Raw genomic sequence first — 13,321 nt, 5'->3', positions numbered from 1 at the left:
GCTAAACTACTGCCTAATCCTGCTCAAATACTTTCCCCAATGCAGCAGGTGGAGTACTCCGAATCAATTCCGAAGCTGTGCGATCGAGAGGTGAAGGTAGAGCTTTCAACACTCTTTCCACCCATTCGCTCGAAGTCAAAACCAACAGCACAATCATCAGCAAAAATGGCGCAACAGTGAACACTTGCGTCGGAACATCAGGAATTGTACTTTGAGCGACCCCAGCTAGAGATTGCAAAATGCCAAACAGGTAGCAGCTAATCGCCACTCTTAAAGGATTCCAACCACCAAAAATGACGATCGCTAAAGCAACCCAACCATATCCGGCAGTATGTAACTGGCTCCAACCCGCTTTGAAATTCAGCGAGAATGCTGCTCCTGCAATGCCCATGAATGCACCGCCCACCAAAGTATAGATGTAGCGCATCAAAACAACATTTGTACCTCTAGCGAAGGCAGCATTCGGCTGTTCTCCGATCGCTCTTAGCATCAATCCGGCACGAGTCCGATAGAAGTAGATCCAGGCAAACGCGATCGCGAAATAGCTCAAATAAACGAGCCAATCACTCTGAAAGAAAAGCTGCCCAATCAAGGGAATATCTTGCAGCAATGGAATTCTAAAACTGGGAACGGTCGGTCCTGGAATTCGCACAAACGGATTCCCCAGAAATGACGATAAACTCGCTCCTAACAGTGCCAACACAAACCCGATCGCAACTTGAGACTGTTTCAGTGTTAACGCTCCAAACGCAACGATGAACGCGATCGCGGCTCCAACCAATGCCGCACCTGTAAAGCCTGCGAGCAAGCTGGGAATAGTTCCGGTGGATTCGAGCGTTTTCGCGATCGCAAATCCGGTCATTGCACCCATTAAAATCGTGCCTTCAGCCGAGAGATTGATCACTCCCGCTCGTTCTCCGATCGTTTCTCCTAGGCAAGCAAAGACAAGCGGAGTAGAAGTCGCGATCGCAGTTGCAAAAATCGGAATCAGTTGAGCTGCATCCATGGATTTCAAACCTTTTTGCTCACTGTATCATCCTTTCAAAGTGTCACTTTGTCGTAAATTTCAGCGATCGACAAGGTGACATCGATTGATTTCAGTTTAATTTCAGTGTCTTGATCGTCAAACTGATCAATTTGCCAGTGTTTTGGTTGAGTTTTGTAGAAATGATCGATCGCGATCTGGCTTTGATCAATCAAGAGATATTCCTGAAAAGACGGAATCGATTGATAAAGTCTGAACTTATCTTCTCGATCAAATTCTTCTGTAGATTCCGATAAGACTTCAATAATAATCTGTGGATTTGTAACTGTTGTTTTGCGATTCTGATAGTATTCTGGTTCTCCAGCAGTCACCATAATGTCTAGATATCGAAACTTTTGGGAAGTTGGAACCCAAACTTTCAAATCTGAAATAAATACTTCAAACCTCTGTCCTCTTAACCCGATTGTTAAAGCAGTACAGAGATTCCGACAGATGCGATTGTGATTTGCAGTTCCACCTGTCGTTGGGGTAATCACTCCGTTATCGTATTCGCTTCTAAATTCAGCGTTTGTTTCTAGATCAAGATACTCTTCTGGTGTGTAAAGACGCTGTTCTTGTGCGGTAGCTCCGCTGTACGAAGTGGTCGCTTGAGTCATCAGAAATGCTCCAAATCCATGAATTGATTCTATCAATCACAAAGAGAATGCCTGCTAGATCGCTTGAACTTCTCCAAGCGATCTAGCAGGCATTAAATTTTGGTTCAAAATTCAATTTAGAACAAACCGAGCGTCAAACCTTGGCTGACGGGCATAATTGCACCAATTCCAAGCCACATGGTCACAAAGGTTCCAAACAAGAACACTGCCATCGCCACAGGACGACGGAAGGGATTTTGGAATTTGTTGACGTTTTCGATGAACGGAACGGCAATCAAGCCTAAAGGCACAGATCCCATCAAAACCACACCCAAGAGCTTGTTCGGCACGAGGCGCAGAATGTTGAAAACAGGATACAGATACCACTCAGGCAGAATTTCCAGCGGAGTTGCGAAGGGATTTGCAGGTTCACCATTCATTGAAGGGTCAAGCACTGCCAAACCGACACAAAGCGCGATCGTACCTAAAATAACGACCGGGAAAATGTAAAGCAAATCGTTGGGCCAAGCAGGTTCACCATAATAGTTGTGACCCATGCCTTTCGCCAACTTAGCGCGCAATTGAGGATCGCTAAGATCCGGCTTCTTAATCGTTGCCATTTAACGGAGGCTCTCCTAGTTCTAGAGATCAGCAGAGACAGAATTTAGACTTTGATTTCATCTTACGGTTGAATCCAAAATCCAAAATCTAAAATTCATTACAACGGACCGGAAATTCCTTGCTTCCGAATCATCAGGAAGTGCGCCAGCATAAAGACGGCGATCAACCAAGGTAAGACAAAGGTATGAGCACTGTAGTAGCGAGTCAGGGTCGATTGACCAACACTTGCACCACCGCGCAGCAAGTCTGCAATCAGGGTTCCCACAACTGGAATCGCTTCAGGCACACCGGATACGATTTTCACCGCCCAGTAGCCGACTTGATCCCAAGGCAAGGAATAGCCCGTCACACCGAAAGAAACGGTGATCACAGCCAAGATAACGCCCGTTACCCAGGTCAATTCGCGGGGCTTTTTGAAGCCACCAGTCAAATAAACGCGGAACACGTGAAGAATCATCATCAGCACCATCATGCTGGCAGACCAACGGTGGATGGAGCGAATCAGCCAACCGAAATTGACTTCGTTCATGATGTACTGAACAGAAGTGAATGCTTCGGCAACGGTGGGCTTGTAGTAAAAGGTCATTGCAAATCCAGTTGCGAACTGGATCAAAAAGCACACCAGAGTAATGCCGCCCAAGCAATAGAAGATGTTGACGTGGGGAGGCACGTACTTGCTGGTTACGTCTTCGGCGAGCGCACCGACTTCTAGGCGCTCATCGAACCAGTCATACACATTTGCCATAAAGCAAGCGTTCCTAAAAAATGATTGCTGTTCATAAAAAATGTAACATATGAGAACGCTTCATTTCATCGCGGAAAGAGTCAATTCGTCAGGGGTTTTACGGCTTTTTGGGATGTTAGGCTTTTATAAGTCTTCATGAAGAATAATTTCATTCTGAGAATTTTTTATCGGAACGTTCGATTTCTGGCAGAGTGAATCATGCTTGAATTGGGACACCGATTGACGCAATATTTGGCGCTACTATCACGATCGCTATGGAAAAACGATTCATTTGGGTTCGCTCTCTTACGATTGTTGGGTTGTCGATCGCGGCGGCGCTCCTGTTTCTTGCGGCTCCAGCACTGGCACTGACGGAAGAACAAAAGTTAATCAACGAGGTTTGGCGGATTATCGATCGCGGATATGTCGATCCGACTTTTAATCATAAAAATTGGTGGGCACTGAGAGAAAAATATCTCAAGCAATCTTTGCCGAATCGAGAGGCGACGTATGGAGTGATTAGCCAAATGTTGGCAGTGCTTGACGATCCGTTTACCCGATTGCTCAAGCCCGATCAGTATCGCAGTTTGCAAACGAGTACGTCAGGTGAATTGACAGGCGTGGGTTTGCAGATCGCGCTGGATATGGAGACGAAGCGCTTGAAGGTGATTTCGCCGATCGTCGGATCGCCTGCGGCAAAAGCGGGGATTTTGGCGGGAGATAGCATTCTTGAAATTGATGGCGTGACTACCGAAGGATTGAGTCTCGATGAAGCGGCAGAGAAAATGCGCGGGACGATCGGAAGTCATGTGATGCTGACAGTCAAGAGAGAAACCGAAGAACGCGAATTTGATTTGGTGCGCGCTCGTGTGGAGTTGAATCCGGTTGTGGCTGAATTGCGATCGCAGCCGAATGGATTGAAGGTTGGATATTTGCGGTTGAGCCAGTTTAATGCGAACGCAGCGATGGAACTGGGACATGCGATCGCATCATTAGAGAAAAATGGAGCCGATCACTATATTCTCGATTTGCGGAATAATCCGGGCGGATTGTTGAATGCTGGAATTGAGATTGCGCGATTATGGCTAGATGAAGGCGCGATCGTTTACACGGTCAATCGCCAAGGGACATTAGGAAGTTTTGAAGCGACTGGGAAAGCCTTGACGCATGATCCGCTTGTTGTTTTGGTCAATCAAGGTACGGCAAGTGCCAGCGAGATTTTAGCAGGAGCACTGCAAGATAACGCACGAGCAACGATTATCGGAGAGAAAACATTCGGCAAAGGGTTGATTCAATCGTTGTTTGATTTGTCAGATGGATCGGGCTTAGCTGTCACCGTTGCCAAGTACGAAACGCCAAATCACACAGATATTAATCGGTTGGGGATTCAGCCCGATCGAGTTGTGCCGATCGACCAAACGTTTACGCTGGAGCAGATTGGAACAGAAGCGGATCGCCAATATCAAGCTGCGATCGCGGCGTTTTCGGATTCGCTCGTAGCTGGGGCGAAGTAGTGAGTGAATTAGTTTTCAATAGTCATGGTTGAGCGCGTTTATCACGATCCGTTACATGGCGCGATCGCGCTCGATCAAAGCGATCCGACTGAGGCATTGTTGATTCAATTGATCGATACGCCTGCATTCCAACGCTTGCGGCGGATTCGGCAGTTGGGTCCTGCGAGTTTGACGTTTCATGGCGCGGAAGGATCGCGATTTACGCATTCTTTGGGCGTGTTAGCGGTCGCGAGACGGGCATTTGATCGGATTGCACGGGATTATCCGCAATTGCTTCCGCATCGCACGATCGTACTCTGTGCGGCATTGCTGCATGATATTGGACATGCGGCGTTTAGCCATACGGCAGAAGAGATTTTTGGCAGTGATCATGAGCTTTGGACGCGGCGGATTTTGCGGGAGTCAGAACCGATTCGGCAATTACTCGATCGCTTTGCGCCAGATTTGATTGATCAACTCGAAGCCGTTTTCTTGAAAAAATATCCGTTGCCGTTGGTTTGGCAGTTGGTTTCCAGTCAGTTAGATTGCGATCGGTTAGATTATTTGATGCGCGATAGCTACTTTACGGGCGCGTCTTATGGACATATTGATCTCGATCGTATTTTGATGGCGATGCGCTACGATCCGGTCACTCAGCAGTTAGTGGTTGCGAAAAAGGGAATGGCCGCGATCGAGCATTATTTGATCGTGCGCTATTTTATGTATTCTCAGGTTTATAACCATCGTAAAAATATTGCTGCGACTTGGGTTTTACTCAAAACATTTCAGCAAGCTCGATATCAGTTGAAGCTTGGCAATCTAGAAGCCGATCAAAATGTTCGAGCTTGGCTGAATCAAGACGGTAATCAAATCGAATTAGACCAGTATTTAGCCGGAGATGATGGAGCTTTTCTCTATCATTTTCAGCAGTGGCGATCGCATAGTGATCCTGTTTTGGCGGATTTATCGCGGCGATTTCTCGATCGAGATTTGCTGAAATCTTTGGATATTTCCCAGTTAGAAGAAAGCGATCGAGATTTACTGCTAGAAAAGGCTCGATATTGGACAACGCAAGCGGGATTTGATTCATCGACTTACTGCGGGCTGAGAATCGCGGTGAGTCGAGGGTATACGTTGTACGATCGTGGCATTCATATTCAAACAACAACCGGACTGCGAGAAATTGGAGAGCTTTCTGCTTTGGTACAAACGTTGACACAGCCAATTCAGAAAGTGTGGCTAATCTATTTGCGCGAGATTGATGACAAGATTAAAAGCTTTGTGGATAAAGCAGGCGAATTGCTGTGAAATTTGAGGATAACGCTTTGGATAGAGCGATCGACTGTTGAGAGATGTTCTAAGAGGATGCAAAAGACTCTTCGCTCACGTTTCCATCCCGCCCTGGAATTCTATTCTGGGGCGGGTGAATGCGTCTCAACGATTACTGTTCAAACATCCTCTAAACGACCAAATGATGTTCCATCGCAAATCGAACTAATTCGGCTCGATTACTCGTTTCAGTTTTTCTCAGCAAACTACTGACATGCTTCTCTACGGTTCGCGCACTCAGATGTAAATGATTGCCGATTTGAATATTCGATAGCCCATCACTCAAGAGCGCTAAAACCTGTTTCTCACGATCGGTTAAAGCAATATCGATATCTGCGATCGGTTTTTCTCCGACCTCACCGGATGCTTCAAATCCCTGCCGCGATCGCCATTCTGTTTCGATCATCTGAGTGCGATCTAGTAAATTTCGCACGACCGCACCTAATTCAGACAATTCAAACGGTTTGGCAAGATAAACATCACAGCCAAGCTGATACCCTTTCACTCGCTCCGTTGTCTCAGTCCGTCCTGTGAGGAACACGATCGGCAAAAGCCGCAAAGCGGGACGGCGACGGACGTGGCGAACTAACTCGTAGCCATCAATTAAAGGCATCGAAACATCGGTCACGATGAGATGGGGTTGATGCGTGTCAAGCAGTGCGATCGCATCAGCCCCATTCTCAGCCGAGACCACGGAATAACCAGAACATTCAAGGTAGTCGCTGATCGAGAGTCGGGTTCCGACATCATCCTCAGCAACGAGGATCGTCAGGGGCATGAAACACAGGTTAGCAAGAACTCCAGATGCCGGAAATTGCGGCATATCGGATATTAAAGCGATTTATTATGCGGCACTAGGACGCAAAAATTCTTGGAGTTGGTGAGCAATATCTATATCGTAGGGGATTGGTCGGCGCATTGGACGATAATCTTGCTCAATCGCGGGTCGGTGACGCAGCACAGCATTCACTAAAACACAGGGCGAATCACTCAAGTTAATGGCTCCATGTGGCACTCCTGGCGGAATCTTGACCACTTGCGGGTAAGACTCGCTTAATGGGATGTATTCATACTTACGATTTTGTAACACAACCAGGATAAAACTTCCCCGTACCACCAGCAATTGGTCGGTTTGAGTCCGGTGAACGAAAAGGTCATCGATCGTATTGGCGGGGACATTCACCAACATGGTTTCATGACTCGATTGCGGCGTGTAGAATTCTGCCATTCCGCCTTTAATCGATTGCAATTGAATGATCTCAATTTGCGTTGTGATACCCATACGAATCTCCTAGTGACGATCGCATTTTTTCTAATCTAATCGCTGCTCTGGGAAGCGGCTGTGCTTATTATTACAAAAGATAATAAATACTTCTAAAGTGTGACACCTTATGGTAAAGCATCCCGTTTTTACGTTTTTTGAACTTGCCTCTTGACTTCTGATGAATCGTACATTAATACTATTTATAGTACTTGCGTACTAAAGATTCATATGCCTTAGGAGCCGCGATGACAGAACTTAAAACAGAAAGTCAGTCTACTCGGATCGTTCAGACCCAACCGACTGCAAGACGACAATCTAAGAAATCAGCGATCGCGGCTGGCAAAGAATCCCCGTCTGAAGCGCCTGCTGAGTCTAACACTGAAGATATTGCGAAAAAAACTTCGCGCACCACGAAAACTAAAAAAACAACTCAAACCCGTCAAGCGGCAAGTAAGTCTACCAATCAATCCGCTTCTACCCGCGTGAAATTAACTTGGGAGCCGTCTCCTTCGATCGAAGCAAGCTTGCAACAGTTCAATGAGCAATTGAATGCAACTTGGATGGCGATCGACGAACTCAAAGCTACCGTCGAACAGATGCAAATTCAAACGGCAAGACCCGCAAGCGTCCAACTGCCTTTAGAACCACCCAAGGCACAGATGAGCGATGTTACGCCTCACCAACCTGCACAATCTGTTCCAGTCTCGCGAACACGGGCACGTGTACCAGAGACAGCGCCGCAGTCTGCGATTCCACCCTTTCGCCCGACTTCTGGTTTTCCGACTTCGGTGCGAGTCCGTCGCCGCAAGCCGTTTGATCTGCTGATGCAGAGTGTCTTACGGCTTCCGGTACAAAATTCTGGCATCGCGATCGATGCTGCCTTGTGGGTGATGGCGGCTGCCGGACTGAGAGTTGGCTTGAAATACGTCGTCATGGCATTTCCAATGTTGGAACTTCCCGTGATGATTCTTGTGTTTGTGCCAGCCTTGCTCGCTGCTTATGCTGCATTGTTTATTCCGAACGTCAATCGAATCGGGGTCTATCGACTGTTGCTTTTAGCCTTAGGACTGTTCGTTGGAGGACGGCTATGATTGATAAACTCAACTCGAATCAATTTTTAGCAAGCATCGCAGGTGTTCTCGCCATTGGGATCTTCATTCAAGCGATGGGCTTACCGTCTTTTGGAAGTAAAGAGGCGACTTTAGAGTGTCAGGGAACCGTGCGATCGGACTCTGCACTTGCGAAAGACAAAATCGCGAATCTGATTCAATTCAAAACAGGAGATACAAAAGATTCAGTTCGCAAGGTGCTTAAAGAGCCGTACTGTGTTCTGCCGAAAATTGCCATTCGCAGCGGGATGCAGACTGAGCGGGAAGCGTATCGGGTCGCATCCGATGCCCTAGAAAAATCAACTTCTCAAACGTTTATTGTGGTTTCCTATGAAGGTGATCAATATCTGGGGTATAAGTTCTGGATTCGTTAAGCTCGGAACTATTTTTTTGTTGCTGCTGCTGATTTCGGGTTGTACTTCTTCTCAACAGCCAAACCATAGCATTTCAGAACCGAAGTTGTACCAAAGTTGGCAACTGAAGCTCGGAGATCAAATTGCTGGATCAACTGTGATAGGAGGATTAGGAGATATTTCGATCGCATTAAACGGTAAGTCTGTCTACGCTCCATCGACAGGCAATGTTTATTTAGGTCAGCGAGGCTGTGTGTACTTTGCAGGGACAGATACTCCAGCCTATTTGTTTCGGCTCTGTGGATTAAAGTCTCCGAAGCTCGGAGCATTGAAAGCTGGAGACGCGATCGCGACTGGAGACATCTTGCAATTTGCAACGTTACTCAAACAATCCGACGGAACTTGGGCACTCGTCGAGCCTGATAAAAGCCTATTGGAACGAACCCTGAAGCCACGATGAAGAAAATTGTTTCCCTGATGATAAGCGTGATTGTTCTCACCTTAAGTGGAGTACGATCGACGCAAGCTCAAGTATTGGAATTCACCCCGAACCTACCCAAATCTGAAGTAAAAAAATCTCCAAAGATTCAAGAAAGTACCCCGTCTGAGATTCAAGAGAGTCCCTCTTCTAAGACTCAAGCAAGTTCGCCTGCAATTCTCACTCCTCTCAAACCATCGAGTCCACCACAACCCCAACCGAAACCCCAAAACATTGATACTTCAACCGATGACACTCGCTTAGTTGCCGTTGCACCGGATGAACTCTTTGCAGGAGGATCGGATTCGCTCGTTGCAAGAGCAGTCGGAAGTGCTGAAGGAACTCGCACACCAGAAGGAGGAAAGACTTGGGCGTACTATGGACATGTTGATCCAGGTAATGGGGCTTGGAATATGGGAAGCTTTTCTTATCAGCATGGTGCTAGCTCTCCAGATGATGCCGATCGCCGACAGCTTGATCGCTTATGGCGGCAGTATCAGGTGATTCAAGAATCTGCGATCGCGGCTGGATTGCGATTAGGGTTAGAAGAACAACTCAATGGCATTGATTTAGCAAACCAAGCACCACTTGCAGCTTTGGATGAAGGAGGTTATGTCGATCGATTACGGCAAGCTTATGAGCGAGGTTTTCGCGGTTCTGAGGCAGTGTTGCAGGCTCGAACTTACTCTTACCTCAATCCTCGCACCAATCGATGGGAGGCTCCTGGATTGGGCAATACGCTAGAAGGGATTAGTCGAGATCAGGCGCGGCGGCAAGGAGCGATCGCAGAAGCAATGAGCTATCATCAGCAGAGCCAGGTTGCGCGATCGCGGACATCGGATGATGAGCGGGTTAGTGCGGTTCCGAAGTGAGAGTTTGTCTAGTCGTCGAGCATTTTGTGGAGTAGGGAGTAGGGAGTGGGGAGTGGGGAGCAACAACCATGATTTTAGATCTTCTACCTATCCCCCTATCAGATTAATTGTAGTGAACTACTAGGTCGAGACAAAATACATCGCATCTCGACCGGAAGTTTAACGATTCTACGATCGCAAATAATCAACAACCGCTTGAGCGATCGTAAGATTCCCATCTTTCGGCAATTTTTCAGATTTACGTGGTGGATTCATCGGTTGACGGATGTTGATCCAATCTCCGTTAAAAAATTCATCGAGTGACCAGATTTGATGTTCAGCGTAGTCTTGAATGCCTTCTAGTAAAATCGGAGATTCTGCAAAGCCTTCACGAGTCACAGTCATCACCGGAATTTCATAACGGCAGGCTTCAGAGAAAGTACTATATCCAGGCTTTGACAGTAAGCGACCGCAGATGGGCATTAAGTCGATCGGACGGTAAAATCGATCGTCTACTTTAATCAAGTTGGGCAAGTCTGGAGCATTGTTATCAAAACAGAGAAACTGATAGTCAGACAGGTGAGTGAGATTCTCGTACGGAACTCGATCGAGTCCTAGTCCACCAAACGTTACTAGGATGATTTTTTCTTTTGGAGTATCCGTGAGGTTGAACTTTGCTAAAACTTCTGCTGCCTCGAATCTTGGAGCAACGCCAGTTAGACCGACATCTGTGACAGTTGGAAACGCTTGCATCGATTCGTGAAATGGCATTCTGAATAAGCGATCGCACTGTGAAAAACAATCGCTGATCCAATCTGCCATTTCTAGAAACTCACCGCCCCAATCTCGATAGATAAAGTCCCAACCAAAGTTACTCATCATCCAACCTGGAACACCTGCTGCTTTAGCAATGGGAGCCGCTAAAGGTGGAATATCTCCAAGCACTAATCCGGCTTTGTTTTGCAAAATAAAATTCGCTTCTGATGCGATCGTTGCTTGTTGACGCGATCGAATTTCTCTTAATTTCTCTAGCGTTGCAGGCTTATCCATGATTAAACTGTCTTGCTGAATAATTCCCACGTCTAATGCTCTGGGGCGATGGATAAAATTGCCGGGAATGTAAGCTTCTAAGACCGAGCGTGGAGCCGTTGTCGCCAGGATTAAAACAATTTCGGGATCAAGGCGTTGAATTTCAGCCGCGATCGCTGCCGCGCGAGTTGCATGACCAAAGCCATGATTCGTAATTGCAAGATAGAGAATGGGTTGGGGCATAGGGAGTTTAGAGAAAGCAATCCGTAAACAAGCTTAAGCGATACCTATCAAAACGCAACAAGTTGTAGAATTTTACTCATTGAGCTTTTCAAGATTTTGTCTCAGGGCTTGTCTTAGTACCGAATTGATTGAGCGTGATGGTGCAAGTATAAGAGGATGTTTGACAAAGTATCGTTCATCGCATTTACCCGCCCCGGAATGAATTCGGGGCGAGATTGAACAGAGCGAGGAAACTGTTGATACTTTCAAAACACCTTTTGAGAGATGAAAAGACATCATCTCGAACCTTCATAACTTGCGCCAATCATTCGCTTATCTCCTACCCGGTTCAGATTTTCGCCTACAAAATTTTGCTCAAAGAGGGTTCCCAGATGGCTCGAATTGGTTGGATAGTCGGCTTGTTCTCCGGCATCACACTCGCATTTAGTCAAGCTTCGATTACACTTGCCAAAGCAGTTCTTTCTCCGTCTGAAATTCGCCAAACGGCTCAACCACTGACCGTTCAGATCTTAGGTTTTAGTCCAGAAGGAAGTCAGACGGGATCAGGTGTGATCATTGCGAAACAGGGCAATACTTATGCAGTGTTAACCAACCGCCATGTAATTTGCAATTTGGATTTCGCGGGACAATGCGATCGCAATTTAAGACTTCAGATTCGGACTGCCAATGGTCAACGCTATCCAGTCGCAAATACTCATACATTTGAGCAGTTAAAAGGCATTCCTGACGTTGCAGTGGTTTTATTTCAATCTTCACAAAGTTATCCAGTTGCAACATTCGGGGATTCAACCCAATTAGCTAAGCGGGATCTGATCTGGATTAATGGTTATCCAGGCAGTCCGCAGCAATCTCCTGGGACAGAGCCTGTTGCATTTCACAAAGGCTTTTTCACCTCTCAGGTGAATGATCCTCATAGTGAAGGTTACTCATTGATGTTTACAACGATCGCGGCTCCTGGAATGAGCGGTAGCCCGATCTTTGATGCAAGCGGGCGAGTGATTGCCATTTTTGGGCAATCCGGCGATATGGGCGTTTTAGCAGGCATTCCCTCGAATTTTGTCTCGGATTTATTGCAAAAATCGTCGAAGTTAAATCAGATGACACTGACTGTCGATCGCTCTGCTCTCACCGGAACTCGACCACAGTTGAGCACACCTCAAACGGCTGAAGATTACTTTTTGCGAGGAGTCAGTCAAATTGATCAACCTCAATCTGCACTCGCTGATTTGACAAAAGCAATTGAGCTAAATCCCAAGTTGATGATGCCGTATCGAACGAGAGCTACAATTCGAGCCAGAATGGGCGATCGACAAGGTGCAATGCGCGATTTTGAGGCAGTGCTGAGGCTCAATCCAGATCGCAGTGATGCGTTATCTGCACGGGCACAAATGCGCATTCAATGGAATGATCTCACAGGCGCGATCGCAGATTACACCGAAGCCCTACAACATGCTCCTCAAACCCCAAGTTTGCTCTTCAATCGAGGCATGACACACAGCCGACTGGGGAACTATCAAGCCTCAGTAGACGATTTTACAGCGGGAATTGTACTTCAGCCTAAAGATGCAGTTGCTTATCGAGAACGAGGACGTAGCTATCTCGGACTGCAACAATTACCGAGTGCATTGAAAGATCTCGATCGCTCGATTGCACTCGATCCTAGCTCAGCCGTTGCTTACGATCTGCGCTGCTTTATTCAAATGGGAATGGATCGTTATCAGGCAGCTTTGAATGATTGTAATCGCGCGATCGAGATCAATCCTACTTATGCGATCGCGTATGCCGATCGAGCATTTGCTTGGCTTGGCTTAAACAATCCTCAGAATGCGATTCAAGATGCGAAAACAGCGAGTCGGCTTGATCCGAAATTGAGCGAATCTTATACGGTGCAAGCGATGGCGTATGAGCGGATAGGAGATCTGCAAAATGCGATCGTTGCTTATGAGGCTGTGATGAACTTGTTGCGAGAGAATGGTCAGATCAATTCCAGAGCATATCAGGGAATTTCAGCGACGATCGCGCAACTAAGAAGCAAGGTAAAATCACAAGAATCTCGATAACGAGGTTTTTGTCGTGGGGATTTGATTTTGACTGCGTTTAAGAAGGCGTTTGTTAAGTATCAACCTTTCCTCGCTCCGTTCGATCTCGCCCCGGACTGAAAGTCCAGGGCTAACGGTGCGAAGTCCTTTGAAAAGGACTAAAGAGCT

The 13,321-nt window shown here is 46.8% G+C and carries 14 protein-coding genes; 7 read left to right on the top strand and 7 right to left on the bottom strand.

What is annotated here, in order from left to right; all coding sequences use genetic code 11:
- Positions 1-13: 13 nt before the first annotated feature.
- The 4 genes from J0L70_RS04235 to petB form a co-directional block, all read right to left on the bottom strand.
- Positions 14-1,006, bottom strand: a complete 993-nt coding sequence (locus J0L70_RS04235) for an ABC transporter permease (RefSeq protein WP_287453226.1) — start codon at positions 1,004-1,006, stop codon at positions 14-16.
- A gap of 35 nt (positions 1,007-1,041) precedes the next feature.
- Positions 1,042-1,641 (bottom strand): Uma2 family endonuclease, encoded by a 600-nt coding sequence (locus J0L70_RS04230; protein WP_287453224.1) that lies wholly within the window; start codon positions 1,639-1,641, stop codon positions 1,042-1,044.
- Positions 1,642-1,757: 116 nt separating this feature from the next.
- Complete coding sequence (gene petD, locus J0L70_RS04225; RefSeq protein ID WP_017287736.1) at positions 1,758-2,240, bottom strand: cytochrome b6-f complex subunit IV; 483 nt, start codon at positions 2,238-2,240, stop codon at positions 1,758-1,760.
- A 98-nt stretch (positions 2,241-2,338) separates the two neighbouring features.
- Entirely contained in the window at positions 2,339-2,986 is a 648-nt protein-coding gene (gene petB, locus J0L70_RS04220; RefSeq protein ID WP_017287737.1) for a cytochrome b6, read from the bottom strand.
- A gap of 254 nt (positions 2,987-3,240) precedes the next feature.
- Between petB and ctpA the strand changes: the two genes are divergently transcribed.
- Positions 3,241-4,479, top strand: coding sequence for a carboxyl-terminal processing protease CtpA (gene ctpA, locus J0L70_RS04215; RefSeq protein WP_268184238.1), 1,239 nt, complete (start codon positions 3,241-3,243; stop codon positions 4,477-4,479).
- Positions 4,480-4,503: 24 nt separating this feature from the next.
- Positions 4,504-5,766 (top strand): HD domain-containing protein, encoded by a 1,263-nt coding sequence (locus J0L70_RS04210; protein ID WP_287453222.1) that lies wholly within the window; start codon positions 4,504-4,506, stop codon positions 5,764-5,766.
- 151 nt (positions 5,767-5,917) lie between these two features.
- On the opposite strand, the gene J0L70_RS04205 is transcribed toward J0L70_RS04210, so the two are convergent.
- Positions 5,918-6,565, bottom strand: coding sequence for a response regulator transcription factor (locus tag J0L70_RS04205; protein WP_190649970.1), 648 nt, complete (start codon positions 6,563-6,565; stop codon positions 5,918-5,920).
- Between the two features lie 66 nt (positions 6,566-6,631).
- Entirely contained in the window at positions 6,632-7,069 is a 438-nt protein-coding gene (locus J0L70_RS04200; protein WP_017287741.1) for a cupin domain-containing protein, read from the bottom strand.
- A gap of 227 nt (positions 7,070-7,296) precedes the next feature.
- On the opposite strand from J0L70_RS04200, the gene J0L70_RS04195 reads away from it, so the two are divergent.
- Genes J0L70_RS04195 through J0L70_RS04180 form a run of 4 tightly spaced genes read left to right on the top strand, consistent with a single transcriptional unit; the run spans position 7,297 to position 9,863 of the window.
- Complete coding sequence (locus J0L70_RS04195) at positions 7,297-8,142, top strand: hypothetical protein (protein WP_287453221.1); 846 nt, start codon at positions 7,297-7,299, stop codon at positions 8,140-8,142.
- Positions 8,139-8,534, top strand: coding sequence for a hypothetical protein (locus tag J0L70_RS04190; protein ID WP_017287743.1), 396 nt, complete (start codon positions 8,139-8,141; stop codon positions 8,532-8,534). Before J0L70_RS04195 ends, J0L70_RS04190 begins: the two co-directional genes overlap by 4 nt.
- A complete protein-coding gene (locus J0L70_RS04185; protein WP_026148575.1) occupies positions 8,491-8,973 on the top strand; it encodes a hypothetical protein in 483 nt (160 codons plus the stop codon). Before J0L70_RS04190 ends, J0L70_RS04185 begins: the two co-directional genes overlap by 44 nt.
- Positions 8,970-9,863, top strand: a complete 894-nt coding sequence (locus tag J0L70_RS04180) for a hypothetical protein (protein WP_017287745.1) — start codon at positions 8,970-8,972, stop codon at positions 9,861-9,863. Before J0L70_RS04185 ends, J0L70_RS04180 begins: the two co-directional genes overlap by 4 nt.
- Positions 9,864-10,031: 168 nt before the next feature.
- On the opposite strand, the gene J0L70_RS04175 is transcribed toward J0L70_RS04180, so the two are convergent.
- Positions 10,032-11,114: a glycosyl transferase gene (locus tag J0L70_RS04175; protein ID WP_287453220.1), complete on the bottom strand. Its 1,083-nt coding sequence runs from the start codon at positions 11,112-11,114 to the stop codon at positions 10,032-10,034.
- Between the two features lie 371 nt (positions 11,115-11,485).
- Between J0L70_RS04175 and J0L70_RS04170 the strand changes: the two genes are divergently transcribed.
- Positions 11,486-13,174, top strand: coding sequence for a serine protease (locus J0L70_RS04170; RefSeq protein WP_287453219.1), 1,689 nt, complete (start codon positions 11,486-11,488; stop codon positions 13,172-13,174).
- Positions 13,175-13,321: the final 147 nt, after the last annotated feature.

The organism is Leptolyngbya sp. UWPOB_LEPTO1, from assembly GCF_017302695.1.
In the GTDB taxonomy this organism is placed as follows: Bacteria; Cyanobacteriota; Cyanobacteriia; order Leptolyngbyales; family Leptolyngbyaceae; genus Leptolyngbya; species Leptolyngbya boryana.
Note: the sequence above shows the minus strand (reverse complement) of the source record. Positions and strands in the feature narration are given on the sequence as shown.

Bases quoted from the DNA above. Each gene is read 5' to 3' on its own strand.
- J0L70_RS04175 (WP_287453220.1), bottom strand. From the start codon at position 11,114: ATGCCCCAACCCATTCTCTATCTTGCAATTACGAATCATGGCTTTGGT.
- J0L70_RS04235 (WP_287453226.1), bottom strand. From the start codon at position 1,006: ATGGATGCAGCTCAACTGATTCCGATTTTTGCAACTGCGATCGCGACT.
- J0L70_RS04170 (WP_287453219.1), top strand. From the start codon at position 11,486: ATGGCTCGAATTGGTTGGATAGTCGGCTTGTTCTCCGGCATCACACTC.
- ctpA (WP_268184238.1), top strand. From the start codon at position 3,241: ATGGAAAAACGATTCATTTGGGTTCGCTCTCTTACGATTGTTGGGTTG.
- J0L70_RS04205 (WP_190649970.1), bottom strand. From the start codon at position 6,565: ATGCCCCTGACGATCCTCGTTGCTGAGGATGATGTCGGAACCCGACTC.
- J0L70_RS04230 (WP_287453224.1), bottom strand. From the start codon at position 1,641: ATGACTCAAGCGACCACTTCGTACAGCGGAGCTACCGCACAAGAACAG.
- J0L70_RS04180 (WP_017287745.1), top strand. From the start codon at position 8,970: ATGAAGAAAATTGTTTCCCTGATGATAAGCGTGATTGTTCTCACCTTA.
- petB (WP_017287737.1), bottom strand. From the start codon at position 2,986: ATGGCAAATGTGTATGACTGGTTCGATGAGCGCCTAGAAGTCGGTGCG.
- J0L70_RS04200 (WP_017287741.1), bottom strand. From the start codon at position 7,069: ATGGGTATCACAACGCAAATTGAGATCATTCAATTGCAATCGATTAAA.
- petD (WP_017287736.1), bottom strand. From the start codon at position 2,240: ATGGCAACGATTAAGAAGCCGGATCTTAGCGATCCTCAATTGCGCGCT.
- J0L70_RS04195 (WP_287453221.1), top strand. From the start codon at position 7,297: ATGACAGAACTTAAAACAGAAAGTCAGTCTACTCGGATCGTTCAGACC.
- J0L70_RS04190 (WP_017287743.1), top strand. From the start codon at position 8,139: ATGATTGATAAACTCAACTCGAATCAATTTTTAGCAAGCATCGCAGGT.
- J0L70_RS04185 (WP_026148575.1), top strand. From the start codon at position 8,491: ATGAAGGTGATCAATATCTGGGGTATAAGTTCTGGATTCGTTAAGCTC.
- J0L70_RS04210 (WP_287453222.1), top strand. From the start codon at position 4,504: ATGGTTGAGCGCGTTTATCACGATCCGTTACATGGCGCGATCGCGCTC.